Origin of the sequence: Alistipes sp. HGB5 (genome assembly GCF_000183485.2) — a bacterium.
Taxonomy (GTDB): Bacteria; Bacteroidota; Bacteroidia; order Bacteroidales; family Rikenellaceae; genus Alistipes; species Alistipes finegoldii.
Genome location: NZ_AENZ01000086.1, coordinates 41,772 through 67,223 on the forward strand (window position 1 = coordinate 41,772; position 25,452 = coordinate 67,223).

A 25,452-nucleotide genomic window follows, 5' to 3' on the forward strand; every position below is an offset into this window, starting at 1 on the left:
GACGCGCCCCGCCGCCTTTTGCGGCTTTCTCGTGTGCGGACAGTGCCGTGCCCTGAGCCGGGCCGGGGCGGTGTCGCCGCAAGAGGCGGGGCGCTCCGAATCAGAAGAAGGTTACGATGCGCGCGGCGGCGGTCTGCGAGATTTCGCCGTGCGGCGTAAGTGCGAAGGCGCGGGGGCGGACCGAAAGCCCCTCGACGGCGAGAACCCGTTCGTCGAGCGAAAGCGCCGCGAAGATTTCGAGCAGCTGCTCCTCCATCCGGGCCAGCGCAGCGCGCCGCTCCGTGGGGGAGAGCCGTGCTCCGGAGCTTAACAGGTGGAGCGTCATGTCGTACGTCGCCCGGCCGTGGCCGCATCCTTCGACGGCGTGCAGTTCGAGGGGCGCGAGCCATGCCGCCGGGTAGCTCCGCACGGTGTGGGCCATGCCGTCTTCGGGCCCCGTGTGGAAAGCGTAACCCTGCTGCGCCGCAAGCGCTTCCGCCGCACCTTCGAGATGGGTGCGATTCATTGTTGACAAGTGTTTGAAAGATTGTTGAAAAACGGTAATAACAATTCGTAAGGGGCTGACAAAGAATTTTGTCCCGTTGTTGATAACCCGTGCACGGTGCACCGTGCGGTGTGAATTGTGATGCAAATATACATCGGCGGATACCCCCTTGTCAAGAGGTCGGGGCACTTTTTCTAAATTTTATGGAAAAACTCCCGATTTTTGATTACCTTTGCCTTATCGAAACCAACAGTTTTATACCTTATGGATGATGGTCATAGTTCCACGTATAGCGGCTGTGTCGTATCTCAATACGATACCGTTCATCTATGGTATCGAGCACGAAGGTAACCTGCGTGCCGAACTGCTGTTGTCTCCCCCCGCCGTCTGCGCAAAGAATTTCGCCGAACACAAGGCCGACATCGCCTTGGTACCTGCCGCCGCCGTGCCGTCGCTCGCCGACGCCGAGATCGTCACCGAATACTGCATCGGCGCCGCCGGTCCCGTGCGGACGGTCGTCCTGCTGAGCGGCGAGCCGATCGAAACGGTGCGCCGGGTCTTCCTCGACGCCCATTCGCTGACCTCGGTGCAGCTGGCCGGCTATCTGTTGGCCAAACACTGGAAGGTCTCTCCCGAATACTATACGATGGAGGATTACGCGCAGCTGGACCATGCCCTGCCGGGCGACGCGTTCCTGCTGATCGGCGACAAGGTTTTCGACTACGAGGGCCGCTTCGCCTATTCGTACGATCTGGCCGCCGAGTGGAAAAAAGCCACGCGCCTGCCCTTCGCCTTCGCCGTCTGGATCGCCCGCAAGGGTGTCGATCCCGATCTGACCGAAGGGTTGCAGCATGCGCTGACTTTCGGCATCGAACACACGTACGAGGCCGTCCTCGAATACGGCTTCGACCGCAAACCGTACGATGCGTACGGCTACCTCACGCAGAATATCGACTATATTTTCGACAATCAGAAGCATAAAGCGCTGCAAAAGTTCTGGAACTCCGGCATCAAGGTGTCTCCGAGGGCCAATCCCGGCTGAAGAGCTTAGCGGACGGTCGTCCGCCTCTCTGCCGAACAGGATTATGAACTTTAAGAAGGAGAGCGTTTTATGATTACGATTTACCTCAAGCAATACAACAAGATTATCCGCAATGCCGACACGAAGCTCTTCGACGAGCTGGGTTACGACGACATTTTGTGGATCGACATGCTTCTGCCCACGATCAAGGAGCAGAAGGCCGTCGAGAACTTCATGGAGATCAGCCTTCAGACCAAACAGCAGGTCGAGGAGATCGAATCGACTTCGAAATACTCCGAAGACGAGAATGCCATCATCTCCAACTCCAATTTCTTCGTGCCGACGGGCGACACGTTCATCGTGGAACCCGTGTCGTTCATCATTTCGAACGAGGGTGTGCTGGTTTCGGTGCGCAGTGCCGAATTCCGGACTTTCCGCGAGACGGAGAAGCGCCTGCAGATGAACTACCGCAACTATTCGACGGGTTATCACCTTTTCATTTCGCTCTTGGAGGTGCGCATCGACTTCGACGCCGACCTCGTGGAGCTGATCGCCAAGCAGGTCGCGGCGCTCTCGAAGGACATCAACTCCGAAGATTCGATCGACAAGGCCGTGCTGCACCGCATCAGCGCCCTGCAGGAGAGCACCATGTCGCTGCGCGAAAATATCTTCGACCGCCAGCGCGTGCTGTCGGGCATCCTGCGCTCCGAACGTTTCCCGAACGACATCTATCCGCGCTTGCAGCTGATGATCAAGGACGTGAACTCGCTGATCAACCATGCCGACTTCAGCTTCCAGCGTCTGGACTATATTCAGGACGCCGCGCTGGGTCTGATCAACATCGAGCAGAACGAGATCGTCAAGATCTTCTCCGTGGCGGCGGTGATCTTCATGCCCGCGACGCTTATCGCGTCGATCTACGGCATGAACTTCAAATTCATGCCCGAACTGGACTGGACCCTGACGCTCTCCAACGGCTGGAACATTCCGCTGGGCTATATCTTCGCCATCGGCCTGATGATCTTCTGTTCTGCGCTGACCATCTGGTACTTCAAGTACAAGAAGTGGCTCTGAAGACACGCCCGCTCTGCGGGCGTGCTCCTGCCTTTCCCGTTACTCCACCAGCCGCACGAAACAGGCGTCGCTTACGTCGCCGGCGCCCCAGTCCGATACCAGAAATGCGTTGTTGTTGAAACTGTTGAAGTCGAACGTGGAGACGTTTATATCCCACGCCGAAGTTCCTGAAGCCGACTGTTTATTGAGCCAGTAGATCGCTCCGAAATTGGTGTAAACGGTGTAGAGCATCGGGCGGTAATGAATGTCCGACGAGGTGTAGAGCGCACCTCGGTTGGCATAGCGCAGCACGCCGCGTTTGCCGCCCTCCTGCGTGCAGTTCTTACGCCGGCCGTATCCGGCGACTCCGGTTGGAAAGAAGAGGTTCGCACCCTCTCCGCCTGAATTCGTACTCCCTTTGGGGTTGTAGACGAAACATCCGCGCATGCCTTTGTTCTTGTTGCTGGCGTTGTAATAGGCGTAGCTGTAAATGTCTTTCACGTCGAAAGAGGTTTCGGTGGATTCGTCGTCGTAAAGTACGCCGTATGCGAACTGGCAGTTGAGTTGCAGGGCGTGGAAATCCTCGTATTCGGCTACATGGCAGTTGGGATTGCCGTTGATGGTCTGTTTGCGGTCGCTGAATCCTGCCGAAGCGCGGGGTTTGTTCGTGATCTGCGTTTTTCCCGCGACCTCTGTCCATGTCCCCTTTTTTTCGACTCCAAGGGAGCCAGATCGAACTCGGTCGTCGCATGGTCCTTGAAATTGTCGAACACGTTGTTGGTCGCGTCGATGGGCTGGTCGAAATTGCCGAAGCGGAACAGCGACCCCTCCTCGCACGGCGACTTCGCTTCCGTGTCGTTGTAGCAAAGATTGAAACAGTGCCATTTGGCATCGCCCGCGATTTGGGCGGGAGCGTAGCCCTGACGGACGAAGATCCGGTGGTAGCAGGAGTAATTGTGGTAACGTATCAGAATGATCCCGTACCTGCATTGATCCGCGCCGATGGTGCCGTCCGGCTGGTAGGAGAACCGGATTTCGGACCCGGTGGCTCCTTTGGCCCGGCCTCCGAGCACGCCGTTGATCCTGATCCAGTCGCTGCCGGTCTCGATTTCAGCCTCCCACGGCCCCTCCGATTCGAACGGAAGGTATTGTGTGGCGGCCTCGTTCTTACGGTGTGTGAGCACCACGTTGAACGGTGTGCCGTTGTCGTGACGGCGGTAAATGCCTTTGGGATTGATGATGCGGCGGACTTGGAATATCGTCACGGTGTCCACCGTAGGTTCGGGATGCCCCTCCAGCTGGACGGTCAGTTTCACCTTCGCCGAGCGTCTGTATGAAAAATAGGGGTTGTTGCCCGAAAATCCGGTCGTACTCACCAGTTGCAATGCCCGCGTGTAGCACGGAATCTGCAAGACGGTCCTCTCTTTCGCCTCGTCGATCGTGACGATGTAGTCGCCGTTGTTCCCTCCGTCGATCGTGCCGCTTTTCGAAAGCTCGTACTCCCGGTATCCGCGGGGCGCCTGCCCTTTCTCTTGGGGAAGCAGCAGCGCTTCGCCGTACGCCTCCAGACTTTCTCCCGACAGGGCCGTTCCGAAGTCTTTCTGGAGCCAGTAGAAGTAGTTGTAGCCGCACCAAAAAGATTTGTCGCGTCCGATCCAGTTGATATGGGTCGCTGCCAGCGACAGAAATCCGTTCCACGGGCCGTCCTTGATCTTCGGATTATCGGGGTCTGCGGTAGTGACATTGCCCGCGGTCGGGTTTCCGCTCAGGGAGTAAACTTCGTCGGGGTAGTATTCGAACTCGTCGCCGGCTTGGTACGGGCCCCAGTTGTTCTCCACGATCTCGGCTTTCAGATTTCCGACGGGTTTGCCTTTGATCTTCACCGGAAGCATCATCGAGTGGTCGTACAGATAGGAGATGTAATAGGGATTGGGGACGTAAATGCCGGGGTCCTCATTATAGTCGATATGCCAGTTCACGTCGTTCGCGCTGCCTTGGAAACGCATCGTGAGCTTGTAGTGGAAATTGCGTTCCGCATTGTAGTCGTCGTCGGCATTCTTGCCGAGCATGAACCGGTAGAATATCGCGCCCTTTCCGGGGTTCTCCGCGGTGTTCGAGATGTAGAAACCCTCCACTTCGATATAGGTGCCGCAGGGCTTGCCGTCGCGGTATCCCGGATCGCCGGGGTCGTTGCCGTCCGGGAAGGATATGTGCTGGTTGTCGCCCGACACGTCCTGCCATTTGAGCTTGCCCTTTCCCTGCATGTTTTCGTAGAAGAAGAGCGACCGGGCGTCGTTGGCGTGCAGCTGCTCCTTGGATTGGGCGGTTCCTCCCAAGGGGTTGGAGCCTTTTGTCTGGCGCGGCCACTGGTTGAAATCGGTTCCCTGACCGTATTCGATCGTGTCGCCCGCGAACCATACGTCGTTGTCGGGGTCCTTGATGCGCTGTTCGTCGTTTGCGTCCAGCAGCGTGCAGGACCGGGGTATGTTGTGTATGCGCGCAGACTTGATGTAAATGTAGACGTTGTCGTAGAGATTCTTCGTGTCGAACGATATCGTGACCTTCGATGCCAGCCGGCGCAGCCATGCGTGGATCGTCGGCTTGGCCGAATTGATCGTCAGCAGCGGCGCTTCGCCCCGGACCGCCCCGGATTCCGGTTTGTTGGCCGTGAAGTAGCCGGACATCTGATCGTTGTTCCGCGTCAGTTCGGGGTCGGTCTCCCATGCCGGGGCGATTCGTCTGAAATCCTCCTCCAGAGCGATTTTTTCGGCATATCGGGTGTTTGCCGCGAGGTCGCCCATGTTGGCCACGGCGTAGATCCGGTAACGTCCGTAGGGTATGTTGTACGTGAATTCGGCCCGCTGCGTGGTCTGCTCGGTCGGGTTTCCTTCCCGTTCGGGGTTCGAAATCTTCATCTGCTCCCGTGTCCGGTAACCGCTTCCTGCGAGCGAGCCGTCTTCATTGTACCATGCGATGAAGATGTCTTCGATTTCGGCGATCTGGTCGCCTTTGAGGCTGCGGGTTTTTCCGAGGGAGAGGTTCGAAAGGGCCTGAAAGGTCACGGCGAACGATACGCGGCTTTCGCCCTTGCCGATCGGTTCCGCCTCCGCGTCCAAGTCGTCGCGCATACAGGAACCGAATCCGAACAGCATGCCGCCCAGCAGCAGGTAGTATATCGCTTTGCTTTTCATCCGTTTCAGTCGTCTGTTTAGGGTAACAGTCCGAATCCGGGATCGAGTTCGACCAGCTCGTAGGGAAACACCTCTACGACGAGATCCGGTTCGGATGTCTTCGAAATCGAGAATTTGTAGTAATAGTTGCGCCGGATGTCGAACGGATCTCCGACGGCGCTTCCTTCCGGCGGTGCGTTGTAGTATTTGAATTCTACGGCATACTCCTTGCCGGGCGCCTCCTTGAATCGGACCCGCATTTCGGCTGCGTCGGCCGCTTTGCGGTTCGCGGTCCCTGCCGCGACGTTCCGGTATTCGGGGACGTAGGCGACGAAACGCCCGTCCGCCGTCCGGTCGAATGCGCGTGTTTTCGGGGCCTCGTCGTTCCTGCCGTCCGGCAGATGCACGGTGTCCGTGTAGTCGCCGGCGTAGTTTCCCTTGACGTAGTCGTCCTGCGAGTAGACCCCGCTCGGTGCGCAATATCCCGTTGCGTTGTAGCGGAGCAGTTCGACCTTTTCGAGCGTCCAGCCCGATGTCTTGCAGCTCACCTCCACCTTGGCCATGGCGCGCAGCAGGTGGACCGTTCCCAGATGGGTCAGCATTCCCGGTGTGAACGTCATCTCCTCGCAGCTTTTTACGCCGTACATCGGAATCAGCCGTTCGCGGGACAGTGCGAACGGTGCGGAGAACGTGTAACGGCTGCTTTCCGCCGTGCAAAGCTCCTCGATCGTCGTCTCTCCCGCCGTCATTTTTCCGGGGTAGGAGGGCCAGTTCGCCAATGCGACGACCTTGAAATTCGCGGGCGGCATCTTGTCCGTTTTCCCGACCACTTCATACGTTTTCGACCGGTCGGGATCCTCTCCTTCGGGGATAAGCTCCACGGTCTGGAACGCGGAGAGGTATCGGTTCTGCGCATCGAAAAAGAAGAATCTGTAATTCCCGTTTTCGAGGTCGATCCCGTTCTCGAATTCGCTCTGCGTGCCGTCGTCGTACGAGCCTTCCGGCGTTCCGCCCGCCCGCGTGCCGTTCGTGCTGCCGAGCGCGATGCGGAAGCTTACCCGCACGTCGTCCGGCCGCTCCGTGCCGGTTCCGGGGACCGGCTCTTCATGTCCGGTCCGGCGGCACGACACGAGCGTCGCGCTGGCGAGCGTCGCGAGACAGATGAAAATGCGTATGATTCCGTTCGGTGACATGTGCGTAAATTGTCAGATTCCCGTATTCTGCCAAACCATTTTCCACGAATGGATGTTGATGCTCATGCTGACCCAGCGCATTCCCTCTCCCAGCACGCATACGATGTTGTACTCGTCCATGCGGTCGAGGAATTCCTGCTCGTCCATATCCCGGCGGTATTCCCCTTTGACCAGCAGGGCGTAGTCCACCAGCGGGATGCTGAGAACGGTCTTTCCGGTGTCGTTGTCGCGCACCGTCAGCCTCATCTTGCGCTCCTCCGGCAATTCCTCCGGCTGTAGTTGCGGCGGATTCGTTCCGGTTTCCGACCGGACCGTCGCGCTCTTGTCGCGCACCATTAGCCGTGCGGTGGTCAGCTCTGCGATAACGGCATTGACCGACGTCACGGCGTCGGGGAGGTCGGGAAGCGCCGTTCCGGCCGTCGCGGACTGCTTGTGCCACGCATGATAGGTCACCGGTTCGTCCGGCAGCAGCTGGTTGTCCCAGTCCATCCGGCCGTTTTCGGCGGTGATCCGGAACGAGAAACGCTTCTCGTCGAGCCGCTCTCCCGACGTCTGCTGCAATACGACGCGAACGTTGTTGGTGTTCTTCACGAGCGGGACGACGTAGGTATAGATGCCCTCCGTGTCGCCGAAGGTCTGATTCGGCAGATAGCCGTGGTAGAGCCTGTCGTGGTCTTCGCGGATGTGCCCCGTCCCGTCGGTTCCGGATTCGCGCATCAGCGTGCAGGTCAGCTCCTTCCTGGATGCCGATTCCGGGATCCTGAACGAACCTTTGTCCGTCGATCCGCACCATGCCAGCAGGTCGTAGGTTCCCGGAGCGACGTCCACCTCCATGGCGTATCCCTCTTTGCCGAGGGCTTCGCCGCTTTCCGTGCGCTGCCAGACCACCCTGCCGCCGCCGTCGAGCAGATAGAGCGTTACCGACTCGACCTCGCGGGCGAATGCGTCGGCGAATTTGAGGTTCATGTCGTAGCGGAACTTCACCCGGTAATTTACCGAACAGTCGCCCTCGCCGTCGTAGATCACGCTGTCGCAGCCCAGCAGCGTCAGGGCGCAGACGATCGCCGCGAGCGTCCTTTTGCCTATTGCGTATATGTAAGACGATGTGCCCATCTCTGTCACTCTGTTTAGTTCATCGGGTCCGGACCGGGGCAGCCCCTTCCGCGAAGGGGCTGCCGGAAACTACAGATTTACGTTCTGGTTGACGATCTTCCATGAGAGGATATTGATCCGGGCGCCTACGTAATAGGTATCCTTTTCGTCGTTCTTTCCGGGAACGATCTCCTCTTCGGGGTCGAAGATACCTTTGCCGATCTTCGTGAGACTGTTGACGGTCACCACATAGTGATGGTTGCGGACGATGCCGTACTTGGCGACGGGGATCACCCGTTTGTTTTCGGCGTCGGTGGTCGTCGCGGCGTTGTTCAGGTGCTCGATCGGGATGTTGTAGTACATCAGGCCGTCCTTGTAGCCGATCGCCTCGTTGTAGGCGTTGAAATCCTTCATGTTCTTCTCGACCTCGCCGAGCTCGGTATCAGTGGCCGGGGCATACGTCTCGCCCGATTTTCTGTACAGCGAGGTGCCTGCGGCGAGCGGTTTCAGTTTCAGGTATACCTTTCCGTCGCGGTCGTTGGCCAGCTCGACGCAGTTGTGATCTATCTGCACGTATTTTCCGGTCGCCTCGTCTTCCAGACAGTACAGGTTCAGCTTGTTGCCTTTCTGAAGCGTGTTGAGCACGTAGTTCAGGTAGTCGTTGCGTTTGTAGAGCGTTCCGTTGTAGCGTATCATCTCCAGCGGCTGTTCGTTCTCGTCGAGGATCTGCGCTTTGAGCAGGATGCTCGTCACGGCCGAGTGGAGATACTCCGATACGATTTCCGACGTGTTGGAGTTCTCGGCGCAGTAGGCGGACTGCCCGAATTGTTTGGTAAGGTTGTCGGCGTTGATGTAGTTCAGGTATTCGGCGATTGCGGCTTCTGCCGAAACGTCGGGATATTTGCCGTCCTGTTTGCCGTAGTTGTAGGATTTTCCCCAGTAGCTGCGGAACCTGACCGCATCGTTCCAAACGAATCCGAGGTCCGCATCCGACCATGCGGTTTCGATGTTCTTGACGATGTAGGAGTCCTTGGCGGTGGCGTTCAGCCCCCATCCGAGGAATCGGACGTAGATGTCGGCCGCTCCGGTCTGCGTTCCCTGCTCCTGTTGGTTGGGGTCTCCGGCGACAGTCACCTTGACCTTGTAGATTCCGGGTTTCCCATCGACCGGAACGAGCTTATCGTTGTCCACGCGCAGGGTGACTTTCGCCGCCAGACGCTCCACGTAGATGTCTACGGGCGTTGCGTTCTGCGCCTCGTCCAGCTCCTTCTTGAAGTCCGATTCGCTCACCTCTGTCACGAAGTAGGGAACCGCCGCCGACGTGCGGCCGTAGCTGGTGGTGCTCATGGTGAAGTGCGACCCGTTGTAGATGCTGCCTGCAAGCAGTGTCTTCATCTCGTCCAGCGTGTTTGCCGGCTCGAAATCCTCCGGCGTGTTGAGCACCGTGACCAAGTGTTTCGGGTGGTTGGTTTCGGTCAGGCCCTTCAGCACGATGACCGATTTTCCGAAGAATTCGATGTTGCCCGCGGGGTTGTCCTCATTCTCCGTGCCGCTGTCCCAGACGTTTGCACGGGCGATGAATATGCCGTTCGTATCGTAGAAGAAGAAGTCGGCGTTGACCACTTCGTGCTCGGTCGCGTCGCCGTATTCCAAGTCGCCTCCGGTCGCGCGCGTGGAGTTCGCGTCGGTGATGTTGACTCTCAGATAGGCTTTCCCGTCGAATGATCCGGGCTTGTTGCTGTTTTCGGGCTCTTGGTCCGAACAAGCGCAGAATGCTCCGCAAACGAGTATCCCGCAAAGGATGTTTTTCAGTTTCATAGGAGATGTGATTGAAGTTTTATTTTTTGTTCCGTTTTTGCAACTGTTCCAAAGCCTCTCCGGCCTCGCGTATGCCGGCCTTCTCGGCTTCCTGCAGATAGCCGGCGGCCGTTTCGTACTCCTCCGTGAGCATGGCGTATGCGCCCCGCGCATAGAGGGCTTCGGGCGACTCCCCGGCTTTTCGCAGGTAGTGTTCCGCGTTTTTCAGATCGCCTTTCTGCATGGCTGTGTTCGCCGCGTTGAGGTTCGCCGCCGTATCTTCGGGATACATGCGTACGGCCGTTTCGAATATTTCGTTGAATTCGTCCGAACCGGGGCTGCAGGCTTGTGCGGCCAAGTAGAATTCGTTGAGACTCAGTTTTTGCGGCTGCGTGAGCATGATGTGCCGGATCTCCTGCGCGTCGCTGAACGTGCGGATGGTGTACGTGATCCGGTAGTCCGTATGGCGCAGCGCGGGATAGCAGTTTTTCAGCAGGAAATCGTACTCTTCGGGATAGGAGCGTTTGATTTTCGCCTCCTTGGCGTCGGGTTCGAGCGAACTGTCGATCAGGGCGAGTATCTCCGCGCGGTGCGTCAGGTTCGAGCGTTCGACATAGCTGCGCAGTCCGGCCCAGTCCTCCGGTTCGTAATCGGTTTCGATGACCCCCTCATCGAAGCGGTAGAGTTGTCCGATATGTTTTTTCAGCGCTTCGGTACGGCCTATGGCCAGCATGCGGTTGTGCGTCCACGGACTTTCGGGCGATGCGTAGCCTTTGAGCCATACCGATGTGATCGTCACGTCCCGGTCGTTCCGCACCGAATCGATGGTGGCCTCTATCCTGCCCAGTTCGGCCGTGTTGCGGCGGTAGTCGTGATAGATGACGGTCTTGTTCACCGGGAAGTCTATGAACGCGGACCCGCTCAGCGAGCGGCTTTTGACGGCCTCGGCCGTCGGCCGGACGTAGACAGGCCGGGGAGTGTAGGGGACGGGTTCCTCGAAGTGCCCCAGCAGGCCCTGCCGGGCGGCGAGCACCGTGTTGCAGCAGCCGTAGTCGCGGCGGGAGAGCCGGAGCGCGGCGCCGTTCATCCATCCGTCGTATGGCACGATGACGTGATAGGCTACCCGTTCGGGTTTTCGGCGGCCTTGAAACTTGTCTCGCCGTCGCCCGACAGCATGCTTGCGCCGTTTCTTACATAATAATAGTAGCGGCGCCGGCCGTAGATGCCGACGGCGGGCAGGTCGGCCGAATCGGCTCCGTTCACGAGCCGGGGAGTCAGAAGTACGGCGCGGTTCGCCTCTACCTCCAGCCGGGAGAGTTCGACATCCATCTCCACGACCAGATATTCGCCGTTCCAATCCATCTTCAGGTTTCCGACCGTGACCCCGTCTATCTCTTGGGCGTGCGGCAGCGGACTCGTTCCCAGCAGCAGCGACAGGAAAAAAATCGTTCGTTTCATTGCAGCGAGCATTTAGAATACGTAAACCAGATTGACGGCCGCTTTGGTCGGCCCCACGTAATGATGCGGTTTGTCCTTCTCGACTCTCTTTCCGCAGCCTACGCATCGGAAGCTGTCATATTGCGTGTAGGCGTATCCCACGCCTATTTCGGCTTCGAGGTTCCAGTGCCTGCCGAGTATCCAAGCGTATCCGTAGGCGACGCCGGCGCCTATGAACCAGCCCTGATAGCGGTAGTCCGAAAGTTTCGAGAGATCGGAACCCAAGAACGAGATTCCGTTTTTCACGCCTCCGATGTTGTACTGCCCTCCGTGTGCGTGGAAACCTATGAAATGTCCTGCGAAACGGTCGCAGAACCATAACCGCGCTTCGGGGCGCACGAGCCAGTGCTTCCAGCGGCGTCCGTGCGACAGCGTCCATGCGTTGAAATCGCCCGTGATGTCCAGTGTCCATTTCGGCGCCAGTCCGGTTTCCACACCGAGGTTTATGTTCATGAAAGCATCGGACAGTACGTTTGTTTTCAAAGCTACGCTCTGCCCCCGGACGTTCCAGCCCCAGAGCGATGCGCATAACAAAAGAAAGATTCTGAATTTCATGGCCGTATCTTCGATCAGGTTCGTCGGTATGTATGTATACGGATCATCCTCAAACGAACGCTCCCGGACCGTATTCTTTCGGATACGTGCCGGGTTTCGGAACTCGGACAACTGCGTATACAAGGTTGTTCCATCGGGCAATTCTTCGATATGCCGTTTCATTCGAGATGAGTATCCGGCTGATATTCGGCAAATTCCCCCCCCCTCGCAGCTCCACAAGGCGGGTGTTACATGTAGTGGGTTGTACAAAAAGAAAGTGTGGAGCTGTTTTCGTTCATCTACAAAGAGGTTCTGACAAAACCCAGAATCGAATAAACGAATGCTTTACCCCACACTTGAATAGATACGAAAATTGCGGCGCAAAATTGTTTTGGCCGAATCTATCTAAACAAGAAAATGAGTGCTGTTCATTGCCCCGATTCACGTTGAAACTGTCAGATTTCTTTGTAAGGACAGAGTGAAAAACACTTTCCGTATGTCTGTCGGTTTGCGACAGGACAAAATTAGAAAATAATTTTCGGATTGAACAACACTCATTATGGAAATTTCATGCAAATTTCATAAAAAAGTATTTTTTCTGCAAGAATAAAAGATATTGATTCACAATTTTGTTTATATCATTTTGGGCGGAAAATACGCTGTTCGGTCCGATTGTCAGGGGCTTTGTCCGGCTTCCGGGACGTTTTTATCTTGCCTTGCCGAAAGAAACGGCATTATGCGGGGTTTCCGGCTAAAATTTGTATCTTTGTCGGGCGCAAAGCCCGGCGTGCAATATCTTTGTCGACTGCAAATCGTCTGCCATGCTCGAAAAATTGGCCAAACAAACCGCCGTCTACGGCATCAGCACCATTGTGGTGAGGTTTCTGAGCTATCTGCTCACGCCTTACTATACCCGTATTTTCGGGCAGGAGACCTATGGTATCGTCACGGACATCTATGCCCTCATTCCGCTGGCGCTTACGCTGCTGACGATGGGCATGGAGTCGAGCTACTTCCGTTTTTCGGCCAAGGCCGAGGAGGCCGGGGGCGACGTTCGGGCCGCCAAACGCAGGCTTTTCGCCACGACGTGGGGCGTTACATCGCTCGCCGCCGTGGTGTTCTTCGTGCTTGTCGCTTCGTTCCGCAACGGCGTCGCAGGACTGATGGGCGAGGCTTATGCCGCACATCCCGAATATGTGGTCTGGGTGGGGCTTATCATCCTCTTCGACGTCTGGGCCTGCATCCCCTTCTCGCGGCTGCGCGAGCAGGGACGGGCGCTGCTGTTCGTCGGCATCAAGGCGCTGAACGTGGTGATGAACGTAGCGCTGGCCGTCGCTTTCGGCGTCGCCGGGCTTTTCGCTACGGAATTCGGCGTCGGTTGGGTCTTCGTCGCCAACCTGATCGCCAGCGTCGTGACGTGGCTGGTCATCCTCGCCACCGTGGACCGCACCGTGCCCAAGATCAACTGGGCGCTGCTGGCCGCGGTCTTCGCCTATTCGCTGCCGCTGCTGGTCGGCGGACTGGCGGGCACGGCCAACGAATTCATCGACCGGCAGCTGATCAAATACCTCGTGCCCGAAGGAGCCATGGCGCAGGTAGGTATCTACGGCGCCATTACGAAGATCGCCGTGGTGATGATGCTCTTTTACCAGATGTACCGGCTTGCCGCCGAGCCGTTCTTCCTGTCGAATTTCAAGAAGTCGGATTTCGTGCAGATGAACGCCGCGGCGCTGAAATACTACGTCATGGCTTCGATGCTGATTTTTCTCGGCATCGCCTTGTTTCGCGACGTTTTCGCGCTGATCGTGGGCCGCGACTTCCGCGAGGGGATTTTCATTCTCCCGGTGGTCCTCGGTGCCAATGTGCTGACGGGCGTCTGGCTGAACCTGTCGTTCTGGTACAAACGCGAGGAGAAGACCTCGCTGGCTATTGTGGTTACGGGCGCGGGTCTGGTTTCGATGCTGGTTTTCGGCTTCTGGTGCATCCCCGTCTGGGGTTACTACGGAGCCGCATGGGCGCGGCTGGCGAGCGAATCGACGATGGTCGCCGTGAGCTGGTGGCTCAACCGCCGTTTCTATCCGACGCCCTATGACTGGCGGCGTATCGGCGAGTATGTTGCCGCGGCGCTCGCGGTTTTCGCCGTGTGCGAAGCCGTGACGGCCTGCGGCGGCAATAAATTGATCACCTATGCGTTTAATATAGTGTTGTTTGCGGCCTATGCCCTCTACCTCGTCCGCCGGGAGCGGATCGACGTTGCGGCATTGGTGAAGGCGGCCTTGAAAAGAAAATAGAAGGGCTGGCAATGCGATGAGACAAAGTGCAAAAGAGAAGATCGTAGTGCTGGCGGTGAGTTTCGCGCTCTTCGTCGGCGGGGTGCTGGCCCTCTCGATGGACCGGGGCGCGGGGCGTACGGTCGTCCTTGCGTGCGTCGTGCTGGCTTTGCTGGCCGTCGCCGTGCGGCAGACGGTTTTGAAAAACGGAAAAAAGAAGTAACGAGACATGCGGTTTGCGGATATAACGGGACAGGAGGATTTGAAACGGCATCTGGTGCAGAGCGTGGACGCCGGACGCATCAGCCACGCCCAGCTCTTCACGGGGCAGGCCGGGGCGGGTGCTCTTGCGCTGGCGGTCGCCTATGTGCAGTACCTCTGCTGCTGCCACCGCCGCGGCGGGGATTCGTGCGGCGAGTGTCCCGACTGCAAGCAGATCGCTGCGCTGGCCCATCCCGACCTGCATCTGGTCTTCCCGGTCAACAAACAGGGCAAGAAGTCGGGCGAGGTGATGCGCAGCGACGAGTTCCTGCCGCTGTTCCGCGGGCTTTTCGCCGAGCGCGGCGGCTATTTCTCGGCGCAGGACTGGTACGACCGGCTCGATCTGGGCAAGACCCTCAAGGGCATGATCGCTGCGCGCGAAGCCGACGACATCATCCGCAAACTGTCGTTCAAGAGCTTCGAAGCCGACTATAAGACCATGCTGATCTGGCTGCCCGAAGCGATGAACGAGGAGGCGGCCAACAAGATTCTCAAGATTCTCGAAGAGCCGTGGGAAAAGACGCTTTTCCTGCTGATCTCCGAACAGCCCGAACGGCTGCTGCCGACCATCATTTCCCGCACGCAGGAGGTCGCCGTGCCGCGTATCGCGCCCGACGTGCTGGAGCGCGCGGCGCAGGAGCGGGGCGTTACGGACCCGGTCAAGGCCCGGAACATCGCCCGTCTGGCCGGCGGCGATCTGGTGGAGCTGCAGCACCTCGTGGCCGGTGAAAGCGACGCCCTGCGCAAAGAGAACTTCGAACTCTTCTGCGGGCTGATGCGTTTGAGCTACAATGACAGGCATCTGGAGCTGGTGACGTGGGCCGAGGAGGCCGCACAGCTTTCGCGCGAGCAGCAGCGGGCCTTCCTGCGCGACGCTTCGCGCCTGCTGCGCGAGAGTTACATGCTCCATGCGGGCATAAACGAAATCAGCTACCTCTGGGGCGAGGAGCTGGCTTTCTGTTCCAAATTCGCCCCATTCGTCGGATCGCAGAACATCGAACCGCTCATTGCCGAGATCGAATGCGCTTTGGCGCAGATTTCGCAGAACGGAAATCCGACGATCGTATTCACCCATTTTGCGCTTTCGGTGAGCAAAATGATAAAACGACTTTGAGTTATGGCACGTGTAGTACTTTTGACCGGCGGCAATTCCGGTGATGTGAAACGGACGCTTCAGGCGGCCCAGCAGCTCGTCAACGCGAAGGTCGGCGCCGTGCTGCGCTGTTCGCACCGCTACGAAACCAAGCCTTGGGGCTTCGACGCCGACGGGGTTTTCTCCAATCAGGCGCTGGAGGTCTCGACCGACCTGCTGCCTTTGGAAGTGCTCGACGCCGTGCAGGCCATCGAACGGGAGTTGGGCCGCAACCGCGCCGCCGAAGCTGTCGAGAAAGCCCGCACGGGCGTGAACTATACCTCGCGGCCGATCGATATCGACATCCTCTTCTACGACGACGAGGTGATCGACAGCGAACGCCTTACCGTGCCGCATCCGCTCATGGGCGAACGGGAGTTCGCACTCGTGCCGCTCTGCGAGATCATGCGCCAGCGCCGCCATCCGGTTACGGGGCGGACCGTGGGGGAGATGCTCGAAGAGCTTCGTAACAAGTAAATTCCGGAGATGAAGACAAAACGAATCATATTGTTTCTTGCCGCGGCCGCGTTGTTTACGGGGTGTTTCAAAGACGTCTCGTACAAGACGACCTATGTGTTCAAGCCGCTGGAGCAGGAGAAATCGGGCGATCCGACGCAGATTCTTGCCGACGCGAAGCTCTATGCCTTTGCGGCCGACACCTCTTCGTGGGAGGTCGCTTCCTACAAGGATGCGCTCGCGGGCGTAATTTCGCAGCGGGGCAACCGCAACGAAAAGATCTCCACGCCGCTCGCCGCGGGCGAGCCCTATGAGCAGGAGGGCGTCGAAGGGCTGCTCCAGATGTCGTTCGACAGATCCTCGGTGATGGTGGTAGCCGTGGACACGAAGAATGAACTTTACGGCTATACGCAGCAGGAAGTGCCGGAAAACACCCCTAAAATCTATGTCACGCTGATTTTCAAGCGGTGGAAACAGGGTTACTCCTACAAAGACGGCAAGTGGCTCATGTTCAACGATTCCTATACACCCCCGATCTATATCGACAGCCAAGTCACCGCGCAGCTTCAGGCCGAGGAGGGCGCCGAACCCACCGTGCCGTCCAACCTCAGGGTTTACGCCTATGCCGTCGATACGACCGCATGGAAGATCAACTCCTACAACGATGCGGCGCAGCGGATCATTACCTCGAAGAGCGATCCCAAGCAGACGCGGACCAGCCCCGACTTCGAAGCCTATTACTCCAAGGAGTCGGGCACTTACGGCATGAAGGTCAGCAGTCCGACGCTGATGGTGGTCGTGACCGATCCCGTCAACCAGCTCTACGCCTACTCGCAGCAGGAGGTCGAGATCGTCGAGGGCGGCCAGCCCGTAAACTTCCTTCCGGTCGTTTTCCGCCCGTGGAAGCAGGAATACCTCTATGTCGAGGAGGGCGGCTGGCGCGTGGTCAATGACAAACTGGCCCCCAAGGAGCCTGAAAAAGCAAGCAAGAGATAACGATGCAGACCCGTAAACGAAATATCCTGCGCCTGCTGCGCGCCGCAGTCCTGCTGCTCTTCGCCACGGCGTTCCTGAGCCGTTGCGCGAGCATGATGACCCCCACGGGCGGTCCCCGCGACACCCTGCCGCCGGTCATTCTGAACATGACGCCCGACAACTTCTCGGTCAACCGGCCCACCGTGCACCACGAGAAGATCTACATCGAATTCGACGAGTTCGTGCAGCTCAAGGACCAGCAGAAGGAGTTCTTCACCTCGCCCCAGATGAAGAAGAAGCCGCTGGTTTCGATGCGCGGCAAAGGCATCGTCGTCCAGCTGCGCGATACGCTCGAAGCCAATACGACCTATGCGCTCAATTTCGGCAGCGCCGTGCGCGACAACAACGAGGGCAACCCCCTCTATTCGATGCGCTATGTCTTTTCGACCGGTCCCACGATCGACTCGATGATCTTTTCGGGCTATACGGCCGACAGCTACAAGGCCGACTCGGTGTCGAAGTCGTTCATCTGGTTCTTCCCGGCGGATTCGGTCGAGAACGTGGCCGAATACGACTCGACGATCTTCAAGTACAAGCCCGCCGTAATCGCCCGTGCCGAAAACAACGGCATCTTCATCGCCCAAAACCTCAAGCCGATCCCCTACCGGGTTTACGCCGTTCAGGACAAGAACGACAACCAGATGTACGAACCCGGTTCCGATCAGGTCGGCTTCCTCGAAAAGAGCTACAATCCGGCCGAGATGCCCGACTTCGCCATGTGGTACGACTCGATCCGCCAATATGTCACGGCCGAGCCGCAGTTCTATCTGCGCATGTTCACCGACAAGGCGTTCCGCCGCCAGCTGCTTTCGCAGACCGAACGGCCTCTGCAGCACAAGGCGATGCTCTACTTCGGAGCTGCGCATCCGCGCATCGAACGCATCCGCTTCGACAGCATTCCCGAAGACCGCGTCATCGTCGATCCGCAGACCGTCGGGCGCGACACCATCGCCTTGTGGTTCAACATGCCCTCTTCGGCGTTGCCCGATACGATCAAGGGTGAAATCACCTACTTCAAGCACGATACGGTCAATGTCCTGCAGGAGGTTACCGAACCGCTGAAACTCTCTTGGCGGCTGATCGAGACCAAAGAGCAGGAGAAGGAGCGCGAGAAACTCGAACGCGACCGCCGCAAGGCCGAGGCGGCCGGCGAGGAGTGGGTCGAACCCAAGAAGGAGAATCCCTTCGCCTATAAACTTCCGCTCACGGGCGAAATCAATCCTGAGAACAACCTGACCGTCGATTTCGACTATCCGCTTACCCGGCTCGATTCGGCGGCCATGCTTCTGACGCTCACCCGATCCGACAACAGCATCGAGGACGTTCCGGTGCGCTTCGTGCGCGACACGGGCCTGCTGCGCCGCTGGCATATCGAGGCGCCGTGGACGAGCGGCGGACAATATACGCTGACCATTCCCAAGGGCGCCATTACCGACGTCGCGGGCTTCTCCAACGACTCGATCGTCGGGAAATACACGGTGCTCGATCCCGAAAAGTTCGCCACCGTGAAAATCCATGTCAAGGGCAAGGACGACAAGGCCAAATACATCCTCCAGCTGCTCGACGGCAGCAATGCGCTCAAGCAGGAGAAACGTGACGTCACCACCGGCGACTGGCAGTTCAATTACGTTCCTGCGGGGGAGATCAAATTCCGCATCATCGAGGACATGAACGGCAACGGCAAGTGGGATACGGGCAACGTGGTCGAGCGGCTCCAGCCCGAACGGGCCGAAATCTATGCCAACGACGAGGGCGAAGACACCTTTGCGACCAAGACCAACTGGGAGGTCGAATTTTCGATCGACATGAACCGGGTCTTCGCTCCGGTGACGATGGAATCGCTTTCGCGCCTGCTCGACGAGCGTGAGGCGCAGCGTCTGCGCCGCGAGGCGGAGAAACGCGCCAAGGAACCGAAAACCAACCGCAACAGCCACGACCAGAACAACCAGAACAACGCCAACGGTTTCGGAAGCTTCGGCGGTTTCGGCGGCGGCATGAACAACAGCATGAACTCTACCGGAGGCATGTTTAACCGATAGCGTTATGATAAAGAGACAACTTAAAACCCTGCTGTTTCTCGCCTTCGCCGCCGTTGCGTGGCAGGGCGCGTCGGCGCAGCATACGCTCGGCTTCACGGCGGGTTACGGCATGGCCAGCTCGCGGCTCGACCCCAAGCAGGAGATGAAGGCTATATGGGGTTCCTACACCGCCGGGCTTACGTGGCGCTATTACGGACAGCAGCGTTTCGTGGGCGGCTTCGGCATCGACCTCGAATTCCTGCAGCAGGGATTCTCGCTGGCCACCAACGCCTCGATGGTCGAGGAGAAGAAGGATTACCGCTACTACACGCGCAACGTCAATTCGATCGTGCTGCCGATCGTGTGGCAGCCCCACTTCTACCTCTTCCGCAACCATGTCCGCGTCTACCTCGAAGCGGCGGCGACTTTCTCCTATCACCTCTCTTCGACCTATGAGAACGAGGAAGCGAAAGCTTCGGGAGCGGCCGACTGGAAGGGCGACTACTCCTTCAAACTGCCGCGCGACAACCGCTGGGGCTACGGACTTGCGGGCGGCGGCGGTATCGCGCTGCTGATCCGGCGTTTCGAGATCAATGTCCGCGCCCGCTATTACTTCGGACTTTCGGACATCGTGCGCAACCGCAACAAATACGCCGACAACGGTATCGACGGTTCCGAAAACCCGTTCTGGGCGACGCCGATGCGTTCGCCGCTCGACAACCTCACCGTTTCGGTCGGGTTGAGCTACCGATTCAACAAGGAGGGCTTCTCGACGTGGAAACCGCGTCCCAAGCGCGAAAAGAACCGCGAAGTCTTCAAATACGGATTATAAAATTTCACCATCATGGAAACGACAAGACAGCAGAAAATCGCCAAGCAGATACAGAAGGACGTCGCCGAAATCTTCCAGAAGGAGGGCGAGGGCATCGTCCGGGGTTCGCTCGTCACGGTCACGGCCGTGCGCGTGTCGCCCGATTTCGGTTACGCCAAGATTTACGTCAGCGTCTTCCCCTTCGGGCGCAGCGCCGCATTGATGCAGGAGCTCGACCGCAACAACAAGTTCATCCGCCACGCTTTGGGCCAGCGCATCCGCAATCAGGTCAAGAACGTGCCCGAAATCCAGTTCTTCCTCGACGATTCGCTGGAGTATATCGACCATATCGAGCAGGCGCTCAAAAACGACTAACCCTTCCGGCCTCACGCCATGCTGCCGCAGTTCTTCGCCCGCCGCTACCTCTTCTCGCCCAAATCCCGATCGGTCGTCAATCTGATTTCGGGGCTGAGCGTTGCGGCCGTTGCGATGCCCGTTGCGGCGATGATCGTCCTGCTCTCGGTCTTCAACGGCTTCGAGAGCCTTGTCAAGTCCATGTGTTCGGCCTTCGACGCCGATCTGACCGTCTCGGCCCGGCAGGGGCAGACCTTTGCGGCAGACGCGGTCGATACCGCGGCGCTGAGACGCATTCCGGGGGTGGAGGCCATGTCGTTCGTGCTGGAGGAGAGCGCCCTGCTGGAACACGGTGACCGTCAGGCCACCGCGACGGTCCGCGGCGTCGATGACGCCTACGAAGCGGTTTTCCCGTTGTCCGACGCCGTCGCTGCCGGAGAGTACCGGGTGCGGGTGGGCGACCTCGAACGGCTCGTCATCGGTCAGTCGATGGCCTACATGCTCGGCGTGCGGACGCTGGCCGACGCCGACGTCGGCGTTTACGCCGTGCGGCGGGGAAGCTTTTCGTCGTTGCTGCCGTTCGACAACTATACGCGGCGAACGATCCCCCTCGGCGGGGTCTATACGCTCGACCTCGAAACCGAACGGACCTATGTCCTCGCTTCGCTGCGCATGGCGCAGGAGCTTTTCAGCCGTCCCGGCCGGGTTTCGGGGCTGGTGCTGCGCCTGCGCGAGGGAGCCGATGCCGTGCAGGTCCGCGACGCCGTGGCGCAGCAGCTGGGCGGCGATTACCGGGTCCGCACCCGCTACGAATTGCGGGCTTCGTTCTACCGGATCATGACCTACGAGAAGTGGGGCATCTTCTTCATCTCGCTGCTGGTTCTGGTCGTCGCTTCGTTTTCGGTCGTCGGGTCGCTGGCAATGCTGATCGTCGAGAAGCGGCGTGACATCGGGACGCTGCGCGCGCTGGGCGCCGATACGACGCTCGTGCGGTCGATATTCCGCAGCGAAGGGTTGCTTATCTGCGCGCTCGGCGCGGCGCTGGGCGTGGTGCTGGGCGTCGGTGCGACGCTTCTGCAGCAGCGCTTCGGGCTGATCGAGATTCCGGCCGAAACGTTCCTCACGAAGAGTTATCCCGTCGAATTCCGTCCGGGCGACCTCGCGGCGGTGCTGGCCGCTTTCGGCGCAGTTGCCTGTGTTATTTCGAATATTACCGTGCGCAGCATGATAAAATCCAACGTTAAGCTATGAAACGTATTGTCCGCATATCCCTCTGCATGTTCCTGCTCGTTCTGGCCGGAGCCTGCGCCCGCCACAAGATCATTCCCGACAGGAAACTGGCGCAGATTTTTCACGACGCTTTCCTCGCCAACGCCTATATCGGCAGCGAACAGGTGGACATCGACTCGCTGAATATCTACGAACCGATCTTCGCCGGTTACGGCTATACCACCGAGGACGTCTACTACACCATCGGCAACTTCTCGAAACGCAAGAGCGCCCGTCTGGGCGACGTGGTCGAGCTGGCGATCGAAATGCTCGAAGCCGAGGGCAAATATTACAACCGCGAAGTCGCCGTCCTCGACACGATCGACAACGTCGCCCGCCGGAGTTTCACCCGCACGGTCTATGCCGACTCGCTGATCCGCGTCGGCTCGCTGCGCGATACGGCCCGCCTGCGGTTCTCCGTAGACGTGCGGCCCGGCGAGTACAACCTGAGCCTCAAATACCTCGTCGATTCGCTCGACCGCAACGAAAAGGGCCTGCGGGGCGTGGTGTGGCTCGAACGCCGCGACAGCACCCGTACCAACGTCTATACGACGACCCTGCGCCGCGACCGGCAGGAGAATTTCACCCGCCGCTTTACGGTCGATACCACCCACCGGCGGCTATGGGTCGATTTCATCGAGTTCCGCGGGAAGCCCCAGCGTCCTTCGCTGACGGTCAGCGACCTGAAGATCGACTATACGCCCGAAACCTCCGCTGCCGAGGACAGTCTCTACATGCAGCAGCTCGACATCCGTATTTTCGCCGATGAATTCTTCCGCGCAGCCATCCCGGCGGATAGCCTCTAACCTGCTCTGGACGCCGCAGGGACTCGTCCGCAACCCGCTCGTCGAAGTTGCGGCGGACGGTCGTATTCTCTCGGTGGGGACCTGCTCCGAACCCGACCGTATGCCGGGCACCGAGTTCTACTCCGGTGTTTTGGCGCCGGGACTGGTCAATGCCCACTGCCACCTCGAACTCTCCTACCTGCGCGGCGCGATTCCCGAAGGGTGCGGTTTTGCGGGTTTCGCCGGAGCCATGGGACAGGTCCGGGAGCGGTTCGGCCCCGAAGAACGGCTGCGGGCCGTAGCGGCGGCCGACGCCGCCATGTGGCAGGACGGAGTGCAGGCCGTCGGCGACATCTCCAACGGCGATACGACCTTCTCCGTCAAAGAGCGCAGCCGCGTCGCCTATCATACATTCATCGAATTTTTCGGCCTGCGTCTCGCGTCGGCCGACTCCGTGCGGCCCCTGCTCCGCCATCCGCATACCTCGCTGACGCCCCATTCGCTCTATTCGGTGCAGGATGCGCCCCTGCGGGCGATCGCCGCCGAGGGCGACGCGCCGTTGTCGGTCCATTTCATGGAGTCGCCCGCCGAATCCGAGCTTTTCGCCCGCCGCGGCCCGCTTTGGGAGTGGTACCGGAAAGTCGGCTTCACCTGCGACTTCCTGCATTACGACTCTCCGGCCGAACGGCTCGTCGCAAGCGTACCCCGCGACCGCCGCGTGATACTGGTGCATAACTGCTGCGTTACGCAGCGCGACATCGACGTCGTCATGAACCATTTCACGGCTCCCGTCCGGTGGTGTCTCTGCCCCCGCTCCAACCGCTATATTTCGCGTCTCGAACCGCCCGTCGAACTGCTGCGCTGCAACCGGCTCGACATCTGTCTGGGCACCGACTCGCTGGCCTCGAACGACCGGCTGTCGGTATTCGAAGAGATGCGCATGTTCCCGGAGGTGCCGCTGCCCGAACTGCTTTCGTGGGCCGCCGAAGGCGGTGCGCGGGCATTGGATATGGATGCCGAGCTGGGCGAAGTAGCGCCCGGCCGCCGCTGCGGACTGACGGCCATTTCGGGACTCGACTACGATACGATGCGTCTGACCCCGGCGTCCCGGATACGGAGAATCCTGTAATATAAAATAAGGAGGAGGCCCGCAAAGACCTCCTCCTTTCGTTTCGGATGTTTCCCGTCCTATTTGTTCAGCGCATTGCAGATGCGTTCGTTGATCCTGCGGATGCGCTCCGGCTCGACCTTCATCACCTTGCGGTCGTAGGTCATCAGGCCGTTCACTTCCACTTCGACGTCGGTCGTCTGCGTGTAGACCGCCGCTGCGAATCCGCGCCCGATCAGCTTGTAGAGCATGTCGGCGTATTTCTCGTATTCGTCCGTCACCTCCTTGGGCGAGTTCAGGCGGACATAGCCCCAGTTGCGGTCGGGTTCCCAAAGGTGCTCTTTCATCACCAGCCCGATGCCGCCGTATTCGCCCAGCACCGTCGCGCGGTTGGTGTCGAGCAGCGTCATGCGCGGGTGCGGATAGTGGTGCGTGTCGAGTATGTCGCCCGTCAGGTAGTGGTTGCCGCCGCTGGCGGGATTGACCAGACGCGAAGGGTCGTAAGCCTTGGTCCATTCGGCGATTTCGGGAGCCTTGAACTGTCCCCACGCCTCGTTGAAGGGTACCCATACGCCGATCGAGGGAACCGAGTAGAGGCAGTCGATGATCTCTTTCCACTCCTTGCGGAAGTTGGCTTCGGATTCTGCCGAGCGGTGTTTCTCCGCGCCGTTGAAGTAGTTGTGCATCTGCCACTGGGGACCTTGGTCGCCGTTGGGCATATCCTGCCATACGATCATGCCCAGCTTGTCGCAATGGTAGTACCAGCGCGCCGGTTCGACCTTCACGTGCTTGCGGATCATGTTGTAACCCAGCTCCTTGGTCTTTACAACGTCGAACGCCAGCGCCTCGTCCGACGGGGCGGTATAGAGTCCGTCGGGCCACCAGCCCTGATCCAGCGGACCGAACTGGAACAGCGGTTCGTTGTTCAGCTCCAGACGTACGATGTCGTTTTCGTCGCGGCCGATCGAGAATTTGCGCATCGCCGTGTAGCTCTGCACCTCGTCCACCTTCCTGCCGTTGCGCACCAGCGCCACTTCCATATCGTAGAGGAACGGCGATGCGGGACTCCACAACTTAGGCTCCGCCACGTTCAGCTCCACGGGCGCACCGCTGAGCGCACGGCCCTCGGCTACCTTCGTGCCGTTGTCTAAAGACGCACTTCGATCACGTCGCCCGGCTGCGCGCCGCAGGCGGCCGTCTCCACGCGAAACAGTTTGCGGTCGAGGTCGGGCGTGGTTCGGATGTTCCTGATGTACTGCTGCGGCACGGCTTCGAGCCATACCGTCTGCCAGATGCCGCTCACGGGGGTGTACCAGATGCCTTCGGGACGGTTCACCTGCTTGCCGCGGGGCTGGCAGCCCGCGTCGGTGGGGTCCCACACGCGTACCTTCAGCTCGTTGTCGCCCTTCTTGAGCGCCGCCGTGATGTCGAATTCGAAGGGCGTGAAGCCGCCCGTGTGCGTTCCCACGCAGACGCCGTTCACCCAGACGTCGGCTTTCCAGTCCACTGCGCCGAAGTGCAGCAGCACGCGTTTGCCGTTCCATTTCGGGGAGATCGTGAAGGTGCGGTTGTACCAGAGTTCGTTCCGGTCGCCCAGACGCTTGCCGACCCCTGAGAGGCTCGACTCCACGGCGAACGGCACCAGAATCTGCCCGTCGTATTTTTCGGGCGTCTCTCCCATCGGGAGAATCGCGTAATTCCAAAGTCCGTTGAGGTTCTGCCAGCCGTCCTGCACCTGCGTGCGCGTCATCTGCGGACGCGGGTATTCGGGCAATACGTTCTGCGGGTCGAGTTTTTCGCCCCACTCGGTGCCGATGCGGTCGCCTGCGGGCTGCCACTGGGCCGCGCCTGCCAGAGTTGTCAGCAGGGCCGCGGCGGTCAGGAGAATGTTTTTCTTCATGTTTCGGTTATTATCAGGTTAATATATCGTTTCAAACAGTACAAATTTAAGTCATCTTGCCGGGAAAACAGTCCGCATCCATGCACAAAAAGTATGTTTGACACGCCCTGACGCTTGCGAAAACGTATTTTTCCGTACTTTCAGCCCCTGCGGCCGGATGTGCCGGCCGGGGATGCGGCATTTTTGGACAAACGATAAAAAGCCCTATCTTT

The 25,452-nt window shown here is 59.1% G+C and carries 20 protein-coding genes and 2 pseudogenes; 13 read left to right on the forward strand and 9 right to left on the reverse strand.

The window, feature by feature from the left end; all coding sequences use genetic code 11:
• Window positions 1-100: 100 nt before the first annotated feature.
• Window positions 101-505 (reverse strand): hypothetical protein, encoded by a 405-nt coding sequence (locus tag HMPREF9720_RS14515; protein WP_039940893.1) that lies wholly within the window; start codon window positions 503-505, stop codon window positions 101-103.
• 247 nt (window positions 506-752) lie between these two features.
• On the opposite strand from HMPREF9720_RS14515, the gene HMPREF9720_RS14520 reads away from it, so the two are divergent.
• Together HMPREF9720_RS14520 and HMPREF9720_RS14525 are read left to right on the forward strand one after the other, a co-directional pair.
• A complete protein-coding gene (locus HMPREF9720_RS14520; RefSeq protein WP_039940895.1) occupies window positions 753-1,526 on the forward strand; it encodes a menaquinone biosynthetic enzyme MqnA/MqnD family protein in 774 nt (257 codons plus the stop codon).
• Window positions 1,527-1,595: 69 nt separating this feature from the next.
• A complete protein-coding gene (locus HMPREF9720_RS14525) occupies window positions 1,596-2,579 on the forward strand; it encodes a magnesium transporter CorA family protein (protein WP_009599088.1) in 984 nt (327 codons plus the stop codon).
• Between the two features lie 39 nt (window positions 2,580-2,618).
• Here HMPREF9720_RS14525 and HMPREF9720_RS15960 read toward each other — a convergent pair whose 3' ends face one another.
• The 7 genes and pseudogenes from HMPREF9720_RS15960 to HMPREF9720_RS14555 form a co-directional block, all read right to left on the reverse strand.
• Window positions 2,619-3,059 carry a hypothetical protein gene (locus HMPREF9720_RS15960; protein WP_022044478.1) on the reverse strand — a complete coding sequence of 147 codons (441 nt, stop codon included), beginning with the start codon at window positions 3,057-3,059 and terminating at the stop codon, window positions 2,619-2,621.
• 92 nt (window positions 3,060-3,151) lie between these two features.
• The gene (locus tag HMPREF9720_RS14530) at window positions 3,152-5,749 is read right to left on the reverse strand and encodes a DUF4906 domain-containing protein (protein ID WP_237958569.1); all 2,598 of its coding nucleotides are present in this window, start codon (window positions 5,747-5,749) and stop codon (window positions 3,152-3,154) included.
• 17 nt (window positions 5,750-5,766) lie between these two features.
• Window positions 5,767-6,921 (reverse strand): FimB/Mfa2 family fimbrial subunit, encoded by a 1,155-nt coding sequence (locus tag HMPREF9720_RS14535; protein ID WP_022044481.1) that lies wholly within the window; start codon window positions 6,919-6,921, stop codon window positions 5,767-5,769.
• Between the two features lie 12 nt (window positions 6,922-6,933).
• Entirely contained in the window at window positions 6,934-8,034 is a 1,101-nt protein-coding gene (locus HMPREF9720_RS14540; protein WP_009599163.1) for a FimB/Mfa2 family fimbrial subunit, read from the reverse strand.
• Window positions 8,035-8,103: 69 nt separating this feature from the next.
• Complete coding sequence (locus tag HMPREF9720_RS14545; RefSeq protein ID WP_009599156.1) at window positions 8,104-9,831, reverse strand: Mfa1 family fimbria major subunit; 1,728 nt, start codon at window positions 9,829-9,831, stop codon at window positions 8,104-8,106.
• 19 nt (window positions 9,832-9,850) lie between these two features.
• Window positions 9,851-11,268 (reverse strand): annotated as a pseudogene (locus tag HMPREF9720_RS14550) (DUF3868 domain-containing protein).
• 12 nt (window positions 11,269-11,280) lie between these two features.
• A complete protein-coding gene (locus tag HMPREF9720_RS14555; RefSeq protein ID WP_175282423.1) occupies window positions 11,281-11,862 on the reverse strand; it encodes a DUF3575 domain-containing protein in 582 nt (193 codons plus the stop codon).
• Window positions 11,863-12,662: 800 nt separating this feature from the next.
• On the opposite strand from HMPREF9720_RS14555, the gene HMPREF9720_RS14560 reads away from it, so the two are divergent.
• The 11 genes from HMPREF9720_RS14560 to HMPREF9720_RS14610 are packed head-to-tail and all read left to right on the forward strand — an operon-like array spanning window position 12,663 to window position 23,361.
• Entirely contained in the window at window positions 12,663-14,132 is a 1,470-nt protein-coding gene (locus HMPREF9720_RS14560) for a lipopolysaccharide biosynthesis protein (protein WP_009599097.1), read from the forward strand.
• 16 nt (window positions 14,133-14,148) lie between these two features.
• Entirely contained in the window at window positions 14,149-14,334 is a 186-nt protein-coding gene (locus tag HMPREF9720_RS14565; protein ID WP_009599160.1) for a hypothetical protein, read from the forward strand.
• A gap of 6 nt (window positions 14,335-14,340) precedes the next feature.
• Window positions 14,341-15,486 (forward strand): DNA polymerase III subunit, encoded by a 1,146-nt coding sequence (locus HMPREF9720_RS14570; protein ID WP_009599165.1) that lies wholly within the window; start codon window positions 14,341-14,343, stop codon window positions 15,484-15,486.
• A 3-nt stretch (window positions 15,487-15,489) separates the two neighbouring features.
• Window positions 15,490-15,981: a 2-amino-4-hydroxy-6-hydroxymethyldihydropteridine diphosphokinase gene (folK, locus tag HMPREF9720_RS14575; protein WP_009599135.1), complete on the forward strand. Its 492-nt coding sequence runs from the start codon at window positions 15,490-15,492 to the stop codon at window positions 15,979-15,981.
• Window positions 15,982-15,990: 9 nt separating this feature from the next.
• Window positions 15,991-16,956: a hypothetical protein gene (locus HMPREF9720_RS14580; protein ID WP_009599085.1), complete on the forward strand. Its 966-nt coding sequence runs from the start codon at window positions 15,991-15,993 to the stop codon at window positions 16,954-16,956.
• A gap of 2 nt (window positions 16,957-16,958) precedes the next feature.
• On the forward strand, window positions 16,959-19,034 hold the full coding sequence (locus tag HMPREF9720_RS14585) for an Ig-like domain-containing protein (RefSeq protein ID WP_009599157.1): 2,076 nt from the start codon (window positions 16,959-16,961) through the stop codon (window positions 19,032-19,034).
• Between the two features lie 4 nt (window positions 19,035-19,038).
• Window positions 19,039-19,845, forward strand: a complete 807-nt coding sequence (locus tag HMPREF9720_RS14590; protein ID WP_009599122.1) for an outer membrane beta-barrel protein — start codon at window positions 19,039-19,041, stop codon at window positions 19,843-19,845.
• A gap of 12 nt (window positions 19,846-19,857) precedes the next feature.
• The gene (gene rbfA / locus HMPREF9720_RS14595; RefSeq protein WP_009599109.1) at window positions 19,858-20,199 is read left to right on the forward strand and encodes a 30S ribosome-binding factor RbfA; all 342 of its coding nucleotides are present in this window, start codon (window positions 19,858-19,860) and stop codon (window positions 20,197-20,199) included.
• Window positions 20,200-20,217: 18 nt separating this feature from the next.
• Complete coding sequence (locus tag HMPREF9720_RS14600; RefSeq protein ID WP_009599125.1) at window positions 20,218-21,429, forward strand: ABC transporter permease; 1,212 nt, start codon at window positions 20,218-20,220, stop codon at window positions 21,427-21,429.
• Window positions 21,426-22,253 (forward strand): hypothetical protein, encoded by an 828-nt coding sequence (locus tag HMPREF9720_RS14605; protein WP_009599095.1) that lies wholly within the window; start codon window positions 21,426-21,428, stop codon window positions 22,251-22,253. The genes HMPREF9720_RS14600 and HMPREF9720_RS14605 overlap by 4 nt, the downstream gene beginning before the upstream one ends.
• Window positions 22,213-23,361 carry an amidohydrolase family protein gene (locus HMPREF9720_RS14610; protein ID WP_009599128.1) on the forward strand — a complete coding sequence of 383 codons (1,149 nt, stop codon included), beginning with the start codon at window positions 22,213-22,215 and terminating at the stop codon, window positions 23,359-23,361. The genes HMPREF9720_RS14605 and HMPREF9720_RS14610 overlap by 41 nt, the downstream gene beginning before the upstream one ends.
• A 59-nt stretch (window positions 23,362-23,420) precedes the next feature.
• Here HMPREF9720_RS14610 and HMPREF9720_RS14615 read toward each other — a convergent pair.
• Window positions 23,421-25,240, reverse strand: a pseudogene (locus HMPREF9720_RS14615) (glycoside hydrolase family 2 protein).
• Window positions 25,241-25,452: the final 212 nt, after the last annotated feature.

What these genes read in the sequence shown, in the direction of transcription:
- HMPREF9720_RS14610 (WP_009599128.1), top strand. Translation starts at nt 22,213, where the DNA reads ATGAATTCTTCCGCGCAGCCATCCCGGCGGATAGCCTCTAACCTGCTC.
- HMPREF9720_RS14560 (WP_009599097.1), top strand. Translation starts at nt 12,663, where the DNA reads ATGCTCGAAAAATTGGCCAAACAAACCGCCGTCTACGGCATCAGCACC.
- HMPREF9720_RS14540 (WP_009599163.1), bottom strand. Translation starts at nt 8,034, where the DNA reads ATGGGCACATCGTCTTACATATACGCAATAGGCAAAAGGACGCTCGCG.
- HMPREF9720_RS14520 (WP_039940895.1), top strand. Translation starts at nt 753, where the DNA reads ATGATGGTCATAGTTCCACGTATAGCGGCTGTGTCGTATCTCAATACG.
- folK (WP_009599135.1), top strand. Translation starts at nt 15,490, where the DNA reads ATGGCACGTGTAGTACTTTTGACCGGCGGCAATTCCGGTGATGTGAAA.
- HMPREF9720_RS14580 (WP_009599085.1), top strand. Translation starts at nt 15,991, where the DNA reads ATGAAGACAAAACGAATCATATTGTTTCTTGCCGCGGCCGCGTTGTTT.
- HMPREF9720_RS14590 (WP_009599122.1), top strand. Translation starts at nt 19,039, where the DNA reads ATGATAAAGAGACAACTTAAAACCCTGCTGTTTCTCGCCTTCGCCGCC.
- HMPREF9720_RS14530 (WP_237958569.1), bottom strand. Translation starts at nt 5,749, where the DNA reads ATGAAAAGCAAAGCGATATACTACCTGCTGCTGGGCGGCATGCTGTTC.
- HMPREF9720_RS14565 (WP_009599160.1), top strand. Translation starts at nt 14,149, where the DNA reads ATGAGACAAAGTGCAAAAGAGAAGATCGTAGTGCTGGCGGTGAGTTTC.
- HMPREF9720_RS14515 (WP_039940893.1), bottom strand. Translation starts at nt 505, where the DNA reads ATGAATCGCACCCATCTCGAAGGTGCGGCGGAAGCGCTTGCGGCGCAG.
- HMPREF9720_RS14585 (WP_009599157.1), top strand. Translation starts at nt 16,959, where the DNA reads ATGCAGACCCGTAAACGAAATATCCTGCGCCTGCTGCGCGCCGCAGTC.
- HMPREF9720_RS14535 (WP_022044481.1), bottom strand. Translation starts at nt 6,921, where the DNA reads ATGTCACCGAACGGAATCATACGCATTTTCATCTGTCTCGCGACGCTC.
- HMPREF9720_RS14525 (WP_009599088.1), top strand. Translation starts at nt 1,596, where the DNA reads ATGATTACGATTTACCTCAAGCAATACAACAAGATTATCCGCAATGCC.
- HMPREF9720_RS14600 (WP_009599125.1), top strand. Translation starts at nt 20,218, where the DNA reads ATGCTGCCGCAGTTCTTCGCCCGCCGCTACCTCTTCTCGCCCAAATCC.
- HMPREF9720_RS14570 (WP_009599165.1), top strand. Translation starts at nt 14,341, where the DNA reads ATGCGGTTTGCGGATATAACGGGACAGGAGGATTTGAAACGGCATCTG.
- rbfA (WP_009599109.1), top strand. Translation starts at nt 19,858, where the DNA reads ATGGAAACGACAAGACAGCAGAAAATCGCCAAGCAGATACAGAAGGAC.
- HMPREF9720_RS14605 (WP_009599095.1), top strand. Translation starts at nt 21,426, where the DNA reads ATGAAACGTATTGTCCGCATATCCCTCTGCATGTTCCTGCTCGTTCTG.
- HMPREF9720_RS14555 (WP_175282423.1), bottom strand. Translation starts at nt 11,862, where the DNA reads ATGAAATTCAGAATCTTTCTTTTGTTATGCGCATCGCTCTGGGGCTGG.
- HMPREF9720_RS14545 (WP_009599156.1), bottom strand. Translation starts at nt 9,831, where the DNA reads ATGAAACTGAAAAACATCCTTTGCGGGATACTCGTTTGCGGAGCATTC.